Here is a 14,315-nt window from a genome sequence, read left to right as displayed (position 1 = left end):
AGTCACTCTTCACCCTGACAATATTCACGAATTAGTCGCGAGGCTTTGGACTGGCTAATTTGAAGATCTGTTGCTACTCCTCTGGAAGATCCAAATTTCTGATAGGATCTTCTGACCATCGTTCCCGCCACATTATCCAATGCTTTTTCTAATGAATTTGAGTAGACCAATTCAGGGATATCTTTGACCTTCTCTAGAATCACTTCTGGCAGATCTTCCACTTCGATGACTGCTTCGCTTGTAATTACCAGTCGTTCCATCAGATTTTCTAGCTGGCGTACATTACCTGGCCATGAATAATGGAAGAGTACTGTTAAACACTCTTCAGAAATTATTTTGTTTGAATTGTATTTTTCATTGAACTTACTTAAAAAACTGTATGCTAACGGTACGATATCTTCTTTTCGTTCGTGCAAGGGCGGCATATGGATATCGATAACGTTGAGCCGGTAATATAAATCTTCTCGGAAAGTTTTGTTTTCGACCATTTTGAGTAGATCTTGATTTGTTGCGGCAATAATGCGGACATTAACCGTTTTACTCACATTGCTTCCGACCGGTATAAACTTCTTATCCTGAATGACTTGAAGCACTTTTGCTTGCAAAGGCAAGGCCAATTCTCCGATTTCATCCAAAAATATCGTCCCATTATCAGCTGCCTCGAACAAACCAATTTTACCTTCCTTATTAGCTCCTGTGAACGAGCCCGCTGTATATCCGAACAGCTCCGATTCCAGCAATTCCTCTGGAATTGCTGCACAATTCACATTTAAAAAAGGACCGTCTTTTCTTTTACTCAATTTATGCAGATGATAGGCAATAACGCCTTTGCCGGTACCGGACTGGCCGTGAACCAATACAGTCGAGTCTGTAGGAGCGACTTTTTCACAAAAACTTAAGATTTTACGTACTTTTTGATTGTTCGTGATAACGGAATTTGTGAATTCTGATTTTACATTATCCTGTAAATGTTTTTCCTCCGTCTTTGTTAGACGTGTAAAATCCTTGATTTCAGTTGCAGTGAACACCATATATTCAATCTCATTTTGATCATTCAATATAGGGAAACCCCTGGTCAGCAGCTCAGCGCCGATATTTGTTTGCTGCCGAATCGATACGGGCTCTTTTTTCTCCAGCACGGGCGGAACAGCGGAAGGCGTCCAGTAGCCTTCGTTAAAAAAATCGTCATTATATCTTCCTACTACATCATCTTTCCTAACTCCATAATGCTTCTCACAGATCCGATTGACATAGACAATCCTTGTATCCTTGTCCAATACAAAGATTTCATCTGATGAGTAATCCAGTATTCTCAGTAGTGATTCCAGAGATAAATTCATTTTCGGTTGTTCTGTATTATCGGCCATACGGTGTCACCTTCCTAAACATTTTGTGAGTCAGTTTTGGAAAAAACGCTATTCTTTTGAGCGGATTTTGACTCAATTGTATCAGTGTTTTTTAAAAAATACGATAGAAAACTTATTACAATGCCAATTTTAAAAGTTGGCACAATACTTGCAATAGTATTTAGTAACGTGGAAAAAACAAGGGTAATCCCTAGTTGCCTCGTAACATATCACACTATCCAAATGAATGGCTACAAGGAGGTACAACATGAATAGAACAGCTGAAATTTCCGACATCACAATTATTGGCGGCGGTCCGGTCGGCTTATTCACAGCATTTTACGCGGGACTTCGCCAAACGTCCGTTAAGATCATTGAAAGCTTACCCCAACTTGGAGGTCAGCTTGCCGCTCTTTATCCCGAAAAGTATATCTATGACATTGCGGGATTCCCTAAGGTTAGAGCCCAAGAGCTAGTAGACAATCTGATAGAACAGATGAATCAATTTGAAACTACTGTCTGTTTAGGAGAAACGGTGATGCAAGTTGAGAAAGAAGCAGATGGCGTATTCAAATTAACTACGAATAAAGAAATCCACTATTCTCGAACGATTATTATAACTGCTGGAAATGGAGCCTTCCAAGCACGCAAAATGGAGATCGAAAGCGAAGAGAAGTTTCAAGAAAAAAATATTCATTATTTTGTTCAAAATATGAATCAGTTCGAAGGAAAAAAGGTCGCATTATTCGGCGGCGGAGATTCAGCAGTGGATTGGGCACTCATGCTTGAACCAATTGCTGAAAAAGCATCAATCATTCATCGCCGCGACAAATTCCGGGCCCATGAGCATAGCGTGGAACTTTTGAAGCAATCGAAAGTAGAGCGGTTGACTCCATACGTTCCGGTTGAATTGTTAGGTGAAGAGAAAATTGAAAAAGTGCTCCTCAAACATTCAAAAACAGAAGAGCTTTTAGAGCTGGAGGTTGATGATGTACTGGTCAATTACGGTTTTGTCTCTTCTCTCGGACCCATTAAAGACTGGAGTCTTGAAATAGAAAAAAACTCTGTTGTAGTGAACACGAAAATGGAAACGAATATCGAAGGAATTTACGCAGTTGGAGATATTTGCACATATGAAGGCAAAGTGAAACTGATTGCTTCAGGTTTTGGAGAGGCACCGGTTGCAGTCAGCAGTGCCAAAGTATTTATAGATCCAACAGCGAAAATGCAGCCGCTGCACAGCACGAGTGTCATGGGAGATAAAGAAGAAGCTTCGAAGAAAGTGAAAGTCGGGGCGAACTGATTATTAAAAGTTGGAGGCGGAGATATGGCTCAATTTACGATGGTGGAGCGAAGCACGTGCATCGCTTGCGGAGCGTGTAACCCTGTTGCACCTGATTTATTTGATTACACAGCTGATGGTTTTGCCTATGCGCTGCTAGATGACAATGAAGGGACTACTGAAGTCCCTGAGGATTTGATCGAGGATCTGGAAGATGCATTTGAAGGATGTCCGACGAACTCTATCAAAATGTCCGACACACCGTTTTCTTGTCAGAAAGTAGAAGCGAGTTAATTAAACTGAAAAAATAAAATAGAAACCTAAAGGAGAATGAAAAATGGCTTATAATAAAGTACAGAATGCAACAGATAGAAAGTTTGAGAAAACTATGCCTTATAATTTATTCACAGATCCGAGTGTATTAGAGAAAGAAAAGGAACTCATTTTCGCAAAAAGCTGGCAACTGGTCGGCCATGTGAGCCAAGTGGAAAAGAAAGGTGCATTTTTTACTGCTGAGATCGGCGATGACCCAATTATCATAATCCGAGGAACAGATGAAGTTCTTCGCGCGTTTTATAATGTATGTCCGCACAGAGCGACAAAACTTGAGAAAAGTGATTCGGGCAAAAAGAAGATTTTACAATGCTCGTATCATGGTTGGACATTCAAAACAGATGGCGCCTTAAACAAAGCACCGAATTTCCGCAGTGAAGAGGATGCTGCTTGTGTACAAGATGCTTGCCTGCGTTCCGTCCGAATGGAAGTTATTGAATCTTTGATTTTCGTTAATTTGGATGATAATGCAAAACCGTTGGCTGAGTCTTATGGTGACTTCTTCGATCGACTGGGGAAATTTGAGTTTCTGAAAAATTTACAATTTACTCACCGTAAGTCTCGTCATATCAAAGCGAACTGGAAAGCATTTATTGAAAACTATCTAGAATGTGACCATTGCCACGTGGCACACCCAAGCTTCATTGATACACTTGATATGGATGATTATCAAATCATCACGTGTGAGAATTATTCGATTCAAGGTTCCATGGTGAAACCCGACAAGCAATACGGGGAAGTGAATCTGGATGAGGCAGAAATGCAAGGCGGATCGTTTTTCTGGTTGTGGCCGAACTTGATGCTTACAATTTATCCGGGGCCAGCTAACATGGCAACAATTCAATTGGTACCGATCGATCATGAAAATACTGAAATCGTTTACACATACTATTTCAGCGAAGATAGCCTAGAAAAACTAACGCAAGAAGAGAAAGACCTGATGACATTCGCGGAGCAAGTTCGCTTCGAAGATATCGAATTGGTTGAGCTAGAGCAACTCGGCTTCAAATCACGTGCGTTCGAAAGAGGGCGCTACTCTCAATCTGAACAAGCAATCGTACAATTCCATGAAATGGTTCTGGAGGCGCTCAATGAATAAACTACTTGATAAATCAACTGCTAAACAACTAATAATTAATGGAGAATATGTGGAAGCACCAACTTATGCACCTCTTTTCTCTCCTTATTCCGATGAAAAAATTGCCGATATCGCCATGGCGGATCAGGCATTGACGGAAAAAGCGATTGAAGCTGCGTACAATTCACGAAAGGTGATTGGCAATATGCCCGCATTCCAGCGGGCAGAGATCTTAGAAAACGCTGCAAGAATCCTTACGGAAAGAGCAGAGGAAGCAGCAACTATCATTTCAAATGAATCATCCAAGCCAATCATGTTTTCAAGAGGCGAGGTTTCAAGAACAATCGAGACTTATAAGTTTGCTGCGGAAGAAGCGAAGCGTATTCACGGTGAGACAATTCCTTTTGATGCCGCTTCCGGTGGTATTGGGCGGATCGGATATACGCTGCGTGAACCAATCGGTGTGGTCGGCGCCATTACACCTTTTAATTTCCCGATGAACTTGGTAGCCCATAAAGTAGGACCGGCAATTGCTGCAGGAAACTCAATCGTTCTGAAGCCGGCTTCGCAAACTCCATTGTCTGCACTTTTCATTGCGGAAGTGTTCAAAGATGCGGGTCTACCTGCGGGCGTGTTGAATGTTATTACTGGACCAGGTAGTGTGATTGGTGATGTTCTCGTCAAAGATGAACGCATAAAATTGATCACCTTTACGGGGAGCCCGAGTGTCGGCATTGGTATCAGCAATAAAGCAGGATTGAAGAAAACGACTCTAGAATTGGGATCCAACTCCGCTTTGATTATTGATAAGGATATCGACATTGATTCGATTATCGATCGTTGTGTTATGGGGGCTTTCTCAAATCAAGGTCAAGTATGCATCTCAACGCAACGTATTTACGTTCATCAAGATCTTTATGAAGAATTTACATCTAAATTTGCGGCCGCAGCAAAGCAATTGAAGCTAGGCGATCCGTTAGCGGAGGATACGTACATCTCTTCTTTGATTTCAAAAAAAGAATTGGAACGTACACTTGACTGGATTGAGGAAACAAAGAAAAGTAATGCAGAAATTCTTGCCGGCGGTTATGCACAAAATGGAGTTCTTGCGCCGACGATCATCGTCAATGCCGATCATGCGCTGAAAGTTTCTTGCCAGGAAGTATTTGCGCCGATCGTTGTTGTTAATAAAGTCGATTCAGTAAAGGTGGCAGTTGAGCTGGTCAATGACTCTCGTTTCGGTCTGCAAGCCGGTATTTATACAAATAATGTACAGCATGCTTTATATGCTTCGAAAAACTTGGAAGTAGGCGGTGTCATCATCAACGACGTACCCACATACCGGGTGGATCAAATGCCTTACGGCGGTGTCAAGGAAAGCGGAACAGGGCGCGAGGGACTAAAATATGCCATTGAAGAGATGACAGAAATGAAACTCGTTGTCTGGAATCAATGATGAAAGTGATGGATGCAGAATGAAAACTTATAACATAGCAGTTATCGCCGGAGACGGCATCGGACCGGAAGTCATTGATGAGGGGATTAAAGTGTTGAAAAAGGTTGCGGAACTGGACGGCGGTTTCGCATTCGATTTCACATACTTCCCCTGGGGCTGTGAGTACTATACGCAGACCGGACGCATGATGGCGGAAGACGGAATCGAACAGTTGAAGAAATTCGACGCCATTTACTTGGGAGCTGTCGGATTCCCGGGCGTTCCGGATCATATTTCTTTATGGGATCTGCTGCTGATCATCCGCAAGAGTTTCGATCAGTACGTCAATATCCGTCCGGTGACATTATTGGACGGCGCGCATTGCCCGCTGCAAAATGTGGAGCGCAAAGATATTGATATGCTGTTTATCCGGGAAAATACGGAAGGTGAATATTCGGGGGCGGGAGACTGGCTGTTTAAAGGTCAGGAGCATGAAGTGGTTCTGCAAAATGGTGTATTCTCCCGCAAAGGTACAGAACGAATCATTCGCTATGCGTTTGAGACAGCTAAAAAACAAGGCCGCAGCCTGACAAGTATCAGTAAAGCAAATGCCCTGAATTATTCGATGGTCTTCTGGGATCAGGTATTCGAGGAAGTGAGTGCAGATTATCCGGAAGTGAAAACAGCTTCTTATTTAGTGGACGCTGCGGCTATGCTGATGATTACAGATCCGAAACGATTTGAAGTAGTGGTGACTTCGAATTTATTCGGCGATATCTTAACGGATGTCGGTGCGGCGATTGCAGGGGGAATCGGTTTGGCTGCCGGCGCGAATATCAATCCGGAAGGCACATTCCCTTCGATGTTTGAACCGGTACACGGTTCAGCGCCGGATATTGCAGGAAGAGGAATTGGTAATCCTTTAGCGACAATCTGGTCTGCAAGTCAAATGCTTGATCATTTTGGTTATGAAGCATACGGCAAAAAGGTAGTAGACGCCATCGAGCAATTATTGGTGGAGGATGAAGTTCTCACGCCTGATATGAAAGGCAGCGCCTCTACTTCCGAAGTTGGCGACCGGATTGCAGACATCATAGGAAACTTGCAGTCAGTAAAAGCTTAAATTCAATTTAATCGGTGTTATGCAAATAACACCGATTAAAATATAACAAATGCCCGCTCGTTTGGCTGTGTGTGGGGATTCTCGGCACATCCACACAAGTGGGTCTTTGAAATAGGAGCGGTAATATGAGAGATAAAAAAACTGTGTTTTATTCTTCATTGGCTGTTAGCTTAGTTTTAATAAGTATCGGTATATTTGCACCGAAGCAGCTAGAGCACTTCTCCAATTCCTCACTTAGTTTCATCTATAATAATCTAGGTTGGTTCATTTTGGGAAGCGTTTTCATTTTTTTTGCTTTTTGTATTTATATCGGGATATCCAAATTCGGTCATATCCGGTTGGGAGATGATGACGACCGACCAGAATATAGGACGGCCACTTGGATCGGTATGCTATTTAGTGCTTCCATAGGAATCAGCCTTGTCTTCTGGGGAGTTGCAGAACCGGTTTCCTACTACATAAGCCCTCCATTTGGAACGGGTTATTCGGAAGAATCTGCAAAGACAGCAATGCAATTCGTTTTCCTGCATTGGGGTGTTTCGGCATGGGCCTGCTATGCAGTGGTCGGCGTATCATTAGCGTTTTTCCAGTTCCGGAAAAAGCTTCCCGCCTCTTTGAGTTCTGTCTTTTACCCGTTGGTCGGCGATAAAATTCGAGGAACTTTCGGAAAGAGCATCGACGTCATCGTCATCCTGTCCATTGTCATTGGGATTGCGACTTCGCTCGGCTTCGGGACATTGCAAGTCAATAGCGGCATGAATTATCTCTGGAACGTGCCGATCGGCATTTCCACACAAGCTATCATCATCATAGTCGTCAGCATTATTTATGTGGCATCGACAGTCTCGGGTCTTCAAGGGGCGATGAAGCATCTATCAAACCTGAATATGTTCCTGGCGTTCGCTTTATTGGGGTTGGTGTTTTTCTTTGGTCCGACACAGATGGTTTTGAAAATCCTCTTCCAAGGAATAGGTGATTATGCGCAGAACTTCATCGGCATGTCTTTCCGTACGGAGCCATATGGAGACGGTTCGTGGATTTCAAGTTGGACGTTGTTCTATTTCGGCTGGTGGATCGCATGGGCTCCGTTGGTCGGCAGCTTTGTAGCCAGGATTTCGAAAGGCAGAACGATAAAGCAATTCATGTTTGGTGCGATTTTCATCCCAGTATTGGGATCTTTCACTTGGTTTTCGGTCATGGGCGGCTCGGCGATTACGTTCATCCAGAATGCGGGCGCAACAGCACTAGCAACTGCGGTGGAATCCGACGTCACTTCGGCACTGTTTAAATTTTTCGAATATCTGCCGATGAGCGTATTTTTGAGTATTTTAGCCATGGTGCTAGTCATTGTTTTCTTTATCACTTCCGCAAACTCTGCAGTATTTGTACTTGGTATGATCAGTGAAAATGGCAATCCGAATCCATCACATCTGACGAAGATCGTATGGGGAGTGATCATTGCAGCTATCTCTGTCGTATTAATCATGACAGGCGGCTTAGCAGGGCTGCAATCGGCTCTCGTTGCCACAGCCATTCCAATCGCAGTCTTGATGCTTTTCATGTGCTACTCTACATTTATCGGGTTAAGAGAAGAAGCTGCAATCATTTCTGGGAGAGAAGCGAAGGAGAAGGCGGAACTTACTAAACCGGAAAAGCCGGAAGAGATGAAGAAAGAACTGGCCATCTTAGCAGAAGTGGAAGAGACGAAGAAAGAACCGGCCATCTTAGCAAAAGTGGATGAGACACGGGAAAAGGAAATGGTAGTCATGAACAAATGATTTGCTTTATCAAAAAGCAATGGGTGAGCCAGTACCGTTGTAAGCGGTGACACCGATTGGTAAAGTAAGAGATTAAATGAAAAGGGCTGTTCCGAGAATTCGTTACCAGGACAGCCCTACGTTAAAAAAGAAAAGGCAGTGTCCTCCGGGGACACTGCCTTTTCTCATGCGTAAATATAAAATAGATATTCTTGTCCATTTTTAATGGGATCCTGAGCAAAGGTATATCCGTGCGCCACTGCTTCTTCCGGAACATTCCGGAAAGAACCTGGGCAATCGGTGATGACTTGTAAAAGCTCACCTTTGTTCATTCCCTCCAGTGCCTCCAGCGTATAGATGACTGGGTAAGGGCAAGATTCTCCGCGTAGGTCGAGTGTGAAATCGGCTTCTTTGTCATTTTGCATGTATTTCCGCTCCTCTTTTTATAGTTAGCTTGTGGTGATAGCGTTTTTCCCAGTAGATCGTTAAGGTATACAGTAAACCTAGCATAACAAGCGTTGCGGCAATAGCACCGATCGGACCGATTGAATCCAACAGGTTGATCTTGGCACCGCTTTTAACCAATACATCATACACACCAAGATGATCCCATGCATAGGCAAGGAAGGTTGCACCGATAATATTGCCGGCAAAGACGGGCAGGAAAAGAACCTGACCTTCCATCAACCTGTACATCATACCGGTTTCACAGCCAGAGGCCATCACAATACCGAGACCGAATAACACACCGCCAACAAACGTGCTAAGGGCAGCGATTTGAGTGATTGGCGTCAAGTCATATACAGAAATCACAATGACAGTTAGTACAGAGCTGACAGCCATTCCGATGATAATTGCTTTTGCCATAATGCTGCGTCCAACTAGAAATAAATCGCGGAAAGCTGAAGTGAAGCAAATTTGCCCGCGTTCTATAAGAATACCAAAAGCGAGTCCGAATAGTGCACCTAAGCCTAGCAATTTTTGCCCAGTGGCGAAGAAGTAAGTTACCAGACCAATGTAAAGGACTGCAATTGTACCGCCAACATAAGGCTGGATGACACGCTTTTTGACTGTAGAAGGTTTCGCGGCACCACGGGTTAGGGAAGGACGGCCTTTCCACCAGCGCATTTTAGTTAACTTTGCCCCGAAAAAGGTTCCGACTCCTGTTGCGACAATAAAAATCCAGGAGTGAAAGGAAAACTGAGGGACACCTGTAAAGAATGCAGCCAAGTTGCAGCCGAGTGCCAAACGCGCTCCGAATCCCGCAATAATACCCCCGACAAGTCCTTGAACGTAGCGGCGCTTCTGTTGTGGGAGGCGAATTTTAAAACTATTACTTAATAACACCATGATTAGAGCGCCAATGAACATTCCCCAGACAATCCAACCATCGGGGCGGCTCCACGTTGTTCCTTTCAAGTGCACCATGTCGAAATACTGCCAGCCGGAAATATCCACTCCAAAAAGTTTCAGGAGATCTCCCCCCAACCGAGTGAATTCACCGGTCACTGCCCAAACAGTTGAAGTCAGACCAAAATATAAAGCACTGAGAATCCCGGCAATCAATAGGACTACATAGGGGTTCCAATAACGTTGTAATGTCGTTTGAATCATTGTTTTCATGTCTTTTTGCTCCTCATAGAAAGACCTTTTTCTAGTTTAGTCTTAATTGAGGAGAAATCAAGAGAAATTATAATCCAATAGTTAAGTCGGACAAAAAAACTCTTAAAAGATTTACAGTCGTATGTCATTCAGAAAGTTGAGAACGAAATGATCAGACTCATCGTAAATAGCAAATTGGTATCCTTGTTCTTTATAAAATTTAATAACTTCAGGAAGTGCAGCCAAAGTTTGAGTCTTTTCATGCATCAAGACAATTTCTTTTTCATCCTTTGTACCAAGTTTAATATTTTCTATTATTTGATTTGGGTTGTCTTTTAATTTCCAGTCTTGAGAATCAATTGTCCAATCCCACACTTTTATTTCAGCATCAACAAGTTGTTGGCGAATTTGTTCATTTTTCAACCCGGGCGCCGAACCATAAGGGGGGCGAACTAATTGCGGGGATTCACCAGTAATATCCCGGATCAATTCTAATGTTTCTCGCATCTCAGGTACAAATTGGTTCTCTTTATATAATTTTTTAAAATCATGCGTCATGCTATGCGCACCGATATAATGTCTTTCTTTTACTGCGCGTTTTACACTTTCTTGTAAGTATTCTTTCTTCAGATTTTTTCCTTGCATGAAAAACGTTGCTTTCACATCATGCTCTTGTAAGACGTTCAGAAATTCGTCTGTCAGTTTGCTGGGGCCATCGTCAAAAGTGAGATACACTACCTTTCCTGTGGGCTTTTCAACTGCACTAGTTTCTTCTTTAGATTGCTCTTCCTCTTTAGGCTTTTGCTCCTCTTGAACGAGGGGAGCTTCCACGTCTTCTATTACTTCGGGTTCGATAGGTTTTTTGGGAGCAGAAAATGATTTCCCTACAAAAAAACCGGTAAAAAAAATAGGGATGAGCAGTATGAGAAGTAAGATGAAAAATCGCTTTTTATTTCCCTTTCTTTTTTCGGCATATGTATCTTGTGACACATTCATTGTTATTCAATCCTCCTGGGGCTGTCTTTCTCTTCTGACTTTATATTGAATGAGGGAGTACCTCATTCTTTATATAAAGAGTTAAAAAATCATTATGTACAAGTGGCATAGCAGACAATGCACCGTCCGCTACGCCGCCGTGTAAAGCGCTTAGTTAATATATGTGTCACTGACCAATAAGTTTCCGAGGATCGATGAAGGAATTTCGAACGTCACGACGCCCATGAAACCGGGTGCGACTTCGTAATCGTCAAATGAAATCACAAGTTTATGATCAGCAGTAATATAGAAGTTTTGATCTGGTTGAATTGACTCAAAGCCCGATTCTGATTCATCGGCTAAGAAGTAAGTGATTTCTTCATCTTCTGCCATTTGCCTTTTCATTTCGCTTGCGATATATGAACTAATAACATCAATGTACGCATTATCTTTAAAAAGGCTTGGCAGCGTGATGACGATGTTTTTCTGCTTATCGATTGTGTCATATTTCATAGTTGTCGAAGAAGAGCCGATTGTGTTTTCGACATAGCGGGCAATCGAAAGGAGCTGGTCGGTATCGGTTTTCACCTCATAACCGGTACTGATCCCCATATGACCATTGCCTGCTTTTTTCATCTCCTCGACTTCCTTTTCGAATTGTTTGTAGAGTTCCTTGTTTTCTTCAATATATTTTTTGTTCAATGAAGTTTGCAGACCTTCGTTTTCCAAACCATTAATTGCGGGTGCAGAAAGGTCAGCTTGATAGGTGTCTTCATCCAGCGTTAAGTTTTGAACGGTGAAAACTTCAACAATCGATCCTAAAACAGGAACGTTTACCATTGCCTGCGCAAAAGTCGAACTTACATTGATACTACCGACAAATAAAGCTGCCGCTGCTGCCGCTCCAATCGACCATTGTTTAAGAAAAGAGCGCTTCTTTTGTGGTGCTTTTGCCTGTCGAATTGACTCTTTCACAACATTCTCCAATTCATTTGGAATCTCTATTTCCTCATAGTCTTTTTTTAACTTATTCATATCTTTCATACTTTAAAATCCTCCCCGACTTTAATGCGTAATTTGTTTAATATCCGATATAACCTTGATTTAATCGTATTGATGTTATCGTTCATTACTGTTGCGATTTCATCGATTTTTAAATCCTCAAAAAAGCGAAGAATAATAAGAGTTTTATCATATGGAGCTAACTGATCGATGGCATCACGCAAATCCATGTCGATTATTTCATCTTCTGCTTGAGGTAAATGCATACTGAGAATATCATCATCCATTACGGTCATCCGTTGATGTTTTCTGATGAAATCAATTGAAGTATTTACAAGAATTCGATAAAACCACGTTTTTAAGTAAGTAATTTCTTCGAGACGATCAATTGATTTCAATGCTTTAAATATAGATTCCTGTACAATATCGAGGGCATTTTCTTTATTCCTAACATAGCTGTAAGCAAGTCGATAATGCGCTTCTCGATTTTCCACTATGAAGTTTTCTACTAGCTCGAATTTTTCTTTTTTTGTCATGACAAAAGATCCACCTTCTTCAGTTTTCAACACGTCGCGAACACGTCATAATCATTTGACGGACGATGTTCTAAAAAAGTTTTGATGATTTTCAATTAGCAGAGGGGAATGGAACCCACAGTACACCACGTCTCTTGTTTGGATCATTACGTTAGTTGGATGAATAAACTGTTAGGAAGTAGACTTAATATTGCATGTGGAGAGGATGGAACAGTGGGTAGGCTGGTTACGAAGTCAACTGCGGCTTTATTGTTCTTAGTGCTCATTTGGGGTGTTAGCTGGCCGATCTATAAATCGTCCGTAGCCTACGCACCGCCTCTATTATTTTCGGGTATGCGTGCTCTGCTGGGGGGATGCTTGGTTGCACTTTTTATTTTTAGGATGCGGAAAAAATTAAAGTGGCGGAAAAATTGGCCTAAATATTGTATTTCTGCATTTTTCAATACGATTCTCTTTTTTGGTTTGCATACAATGGGTCTCAACCATTTACCTGGTGGGCTTTTTTCGGTGTTGGTCTATTTCCAGCCGGTACTCTTAGGGATATTTGCTTGGATATGGTTAGGAGAAAATATGAGTTTTATTAAAGTGATGGGTCTCGTAACTGGATTCATTGGAATCATTGTCGTAAGTTTGGATGGTTTAACTACCCACATATCGGTTGTTGGAGTGGTACTCGGCTTACTGACTGCTCTTTTCTGGACACTTGGGGTGATTTACGTCAAGAAAGTTAGTCATGAAGTTGATGCTTATTGGATGGTAGCTATGCAGTTTGCAATAGGCGGTATGGTTTTTCTTATTGCGGGCTCCTTTACAGAAAGTTGGTCTGCAATTGAGTGGAATGGTATGTATTTATTCGGCCTTATATTCGGAGGAACAGTGGGAATTCCCGTGGCCTACGTAGTTTATTATAGTCTAATTAATGCAGGAGAAGCGAGTAAAGTTGGTGTTTTCACTTTTCTTGTCCCGGTTATATCGGTATTCATTAGTACGTTTTTTTTAGGAGAGCCACTTACTTACAAGCTCGTTGCGGGGTTAGTATTAGTCGTAATCAGCATTTACTTTGTGAATTATCGAAAACCATTAAATAAAAAGCAATCTTTACCTTAAAATTAACGTAAGGTACCTATTATATTTGTTTCTTACATAGGTACCTTAACGCGTTATGGGTGATTACAATTCTACATACCATCTTCGAGCTGCTTCTACTTCTTCAGCGGTCAACTGATGGCCATTTTGCTCCCAATGAAGTGTGACGTTGGCATTTGCCTGTTGCAATAAGGATTGTAAATCTTCTGATTCAGATGGAGGACAGATGGGGTCATTCGTTCCAGCTGCAAGAAATACAGATGTACCGGCCAAATTGGGCAAAGCAATACCTCTTCTAGGCACCATCGGATGATGAAGGATTGCACCTTTTAATGCGTCTGAGTAGTGGAACAATAAGCTTGCTGCGATATTTGCTCCATTAGAATAACCAATCGCCATAATATTATTTCTGTCAAAGCCGTATTTCTCGGCAGCCTCATCTAGAAATTGATTCAATTCTTTCGTGCGGAATATCAAATCTTCTTCATCAAATACTCCTTCGGCCAGTCTTCTGAAGAAGCGGGGCATCCCGTTTTCTAATACATTTCCCCGGACACTTAAAATAGAGGCTTCGTCATCAATTCGTGCGGCAATCGGCAATAGATCTAATTCGTTTCCTCCTGTTCCATGTAGTAATAGAAGTACTGGTTTATCCGGGTTTTTCCCTTGGGTAAATAGATGTTTCATAGTAAGTCTCCTTCCAAAACCGAATTTCCAATTAGGATTGGATTCATTTAAAAACTTTGTTGTTTCCAAGATT

General features: G+C 42.1%; 14 protein-coding genes. 7 read left to right on the top strand and 7 right to left on the bottom strand.

From position 1 onward, the window contains the following. Positions 1 to 2: 2 nt before the first annotated feature. The gene (locus tag B5D59_RS08720; RefSeq protein WP_078817641.1) at positions 3 to 1,367 is read right to left on the bottom strand and encodes a sigma-54 interaction domain-containing protein; all 1,365 of its coding nucleotides are present in this window, start codon (positions 1,365 to 1,367) and stop codon (positions 3 to 5) included. Positions 1,368 to 1,614: 247 nt separating this feature from the next. Between B5D59_RS08720 and B5D59_RS08715 the strand changes: the two genes are divergently transcribed. From B5D59_RS08715 to B5D59_RS08690, 6 genes are all read left to right on the top strand, one after another. Then, a complete protein-coding gene (locus tag B5D59_RS08715; RefSeq protein WP_078817640.1) occupies positions 1,615 to 2,649 on the top strand; it encodes an NAD(P)/FAD-dependent oxidoreductase in 1,035 nt (344 codons plus the stop codon). A 24-nt stretch (positions 2,650 to 2,673) separates the two neighbouring features. After that, a complete protein-coding gene (locus B5D59_RS08710) occupies positions 2,674 to 2,922 on the top strand; it encodes a ferredoxin (protein ID WP_078817639.1) in 249 nt (82 codons plus the stop codon). Between the two features lie 43 nt (positions 2,923 to 2,965). After that, positions 2,966 to 4,060 (top strand): aromatic ring-hydroxylating oxygenase subunit alpha, encoded by a 1,095-nt coding sequence (locus B5D59_RS08705; RefSeq protein WP_078817638.1) that lies wholly within the window; start codon positions 2,966 to 2,968, stop codon positions 4,058 to 4,060. Then, positions 4,053 to 5,495, top strand: a complete 1,443-nt coding sequence (locus tag B5D59_RS08700) for an aldehyde dehydrogenase family protein (protein ID WP_078817637.1) — start codon at positions 4,053 to 4,055, stop codon at positions 5,493 to 5,495. The genes B5D59_RS08705 and B5D59_RS08700 overlap by 8 nt, the downstream gene beginning before the upstream one ends. A gap of 19 nt (positions 5,496 to 5,514) precedes the next feature. Next, positions 5,515 to 6,597, top strand: a complete 1,083-nt coding sequence (locus B5D59_RS08695; RefSeq protein ID WP_078817700.1) for a tartrate dehydrogenase — start codon at positions 5,515 to 5,517, stop codon at positions 6,595 to 6,597. Between the two features lie 125 nt (positions 6,598 to 6,722). Continuing rightward, the gene (locus tag B5D59_RS08690) at positions 6,723 to 8,375 is read left to right on the top strand and encodes a BCCT family transporter (RefSeq protein WP_009766611.1); all 1,653 of its coding nucleotides are present in this window, start codon (positions 6,723 to 6,725) and stop codon (positions 8,373 to 8,375) included. Positions 8,376 to 8,539: 164 nt separating this feature from the next. Here the strand turns inward: B5D59_RS08690 and yedF are convergent, their stop codons facing one another. From yedF to B5D59_RS08665, 5 genes are all read right to left on the bottom strand, one after another. After that, a complete protein-coding gene (gene yedF, locus B5D59_RS08685; protein ID WP_078817636.1) occupies positions 8,540 to 8,779 on the bottom strand; it encodes a sulfurtransferase-like selenium metabolism protein YedF in 240 nt (79 codons plus the stop codon). Beyond that, a complete protein-coding gene (yedE, locus tag B5D59_RS08680; protein ID WP_078817635.1) occupies positions 8,769 to 9,977 on the bottom strand; it encodes a selenium metabolism membrane protein YedE/FdhT in 1,209 nt (402 codons plus the stop codon). The genes yedF and yedE overlap by 11 nt, the downstream gene beginning before the upstream one ends. A gap of 111 nt (positions 9,978 to 10,088) precedes the next feature. After that, positions 10,089 to 10,952 (bottom strand): polysaccharide deacetylase family protein, encoded by an 864-nt coding sequence (locus B5D59_RS08675; protein ID WP_078817634.1) that lies wholly within the window; start codon positions 10,950 to 10,952, stop codon positions 10,089 to 10,091. Positions 10,953 to 11,102: 150 nt separating this feature from the next. Next, positions 11,103 to 11,975, bottom strand: a complete 873-nt coding sequence (gene rsiV, locus B5D59_RS08670; RefSeq protein WP_078817633.1) for an anti-sigma-V factor RsiV — start codon at positions 11,973 to 11,975, stop codon at positions 11,103 to 11,105. After that, positions 11,972 to 12,469 (bottom strand): RNA polymerase sigma factor SigV, encoded by a 498-nt coding sequence (locus tag B5D59_RS08665; protein WP_078817632.1) that lies wholly within the window; start codon positions 12,467 to 12,469, stop codon positions 11,972 to 11,974. Before B5D59_RS08665 ends, rsiV begins: the two co-directional genes overlap by 4 nt. Positions 12,470 to 12,682: 213 nt before the next feature. Here B5D59_RS08665 and B5D59_RS08660 point away from each other — a divergent pair, with 213 nt between their 5' ends. Beyond that, positions 12,683 to 13,576, top strand: a complete 894-nt coding sequence (locus tag B5D59_RS08660) for a DMT family transporter (protein ID WP_078817699.1) — start codon at positions 12,683 to 12,685, stop codon at positions 13,574 to 13,576. A 63-nt stretch (positions 13,577 to 13,639) separates the two neighbouring features. On the opposite strand, the gene B5D59_RS08655 is transcribed toward B5D59_RS08660, so the two are convergent. Then, positions 13,640 to 14,242: an alpha/beta hydrolase gene (locus tag B5D59_RS08655; protein ID WP_009766604.1), complete on the bottom strand. Its 603-nt coding sequence runs from the start codon at positions 14,240 to 14,242 to the stop codon at positions 13,640 to 13,642. Positions 14,243 to 14,315 lie beyond the last annotated feature (73 nt).

It is taken from the genome of Sporosarcina newyorkensis (assembly GCF_900167515.1).
GTDB classification, from domain to species: Bacteria; Bacillota; Bacilli; order Bacillales_A; family Planococcaceae; genus Sporosarcina; species Sporosarcina newyorkensis.
This window is presented reverse-complemented; position numbering and strand designations above follow the sequence as displayed.

What these genes read in the sequence shown, in the direction of transcription:
- B5D59_RS08720 (WP_078817641.1), bottom strand. Translation starts at nt 1,367, where the DNA reads ATGGCCGATAATACAGAACAACCGAAAATGAATTTATCTCTGGAATCA.
- B5D59_RS08715 (WP_078817640.1), top strand. Translation starts at nt 1,615, where the DNA reads ATGAATAGAACAGCTGAAATTTCCGACATCACAATTATTGGCGGCGGT.
- B5D59_RS08710 (WP_078817639.1), top strand. Translation starts at nt 2,674, where the DNA reads ATGGCTCAATTTACGATGGTGGAGCGAAGCACGTGCATCGCTTGCGGA.
- B5D59_RS08705 (WP_078817638.1), top strand. Translation starts at nt 2,966, where the DNA reads ATGGCTTATAATAAAGTACAGAATGCAACAGATAGAAAGTTTGAGAAA.
- B5D59_RS08700 (WP_078817637.1), top strand. Translation starts at nt 4,053, where the DNA reads ATGAATAAACTACTTGATAAATCAACTGCTAAACAACTAATAATTAAT.
- B5D59_RS08695 (WP_078817700.1), top strand. Translation starts at nt 5,515, where the DNA reads ATGAAAACTTATAACATAGCAGTTATCGCCGGAGACGGCATCGGACCG.
- B5D59_RS08690 (WP_009766611.1), top strand. Translation starts at nt 6,723, where the DNA reads ATGAGAGATAAAAAAACTGTGTTTTATTCTTCATTGGCTGTTAGCTTA.
- yedF (WP_078817636.1), bottom strand. Translation starts at nt 8,779, where the DNA reads ATGCAAAATGACAAAGAAGCCGATTTCACACTCGACCTACGCGGAGAA.
- yedE (WP_078817635.1), bottom strand. Translation starts at nt 9,977, where the DNA reads ATGAAAACAATGATTCAAACGACATTACAACGTTATTGGAACCCCTAT.
- B5D59_RS08675 (WP_078817634.1), bottom strand. Translation starts at nt 10,952, where the DNA reads ATGAATGTGTCACAAGATACATATGCCGAAAAAAGAAAGGGAAATAAA.
- rsiV (WP_078817633.1), bottom strand. Translation starts at nt 11,975, where the DNA reads ATGAAAGATATGAATAAGTTAAAAAAAGACTATGAGGAAATAGAGATT.
- B5D59_RS08665 (WP_078817632.1), bottom strand. Translation starts at nt 12,469, where the DNA reads ATGACAAAAAAAGAAAAATTCGAGCTAGTAGAAAACTTCATAGTGGAA.
- B5D59_RS08655 (WP_009766604.1), bottom strand. Translation starts at nt 14,242, where the DNA reads ATGAAACATCTATTTACCCAAGGGAAAAACCCGGATAAACCAGTACTT.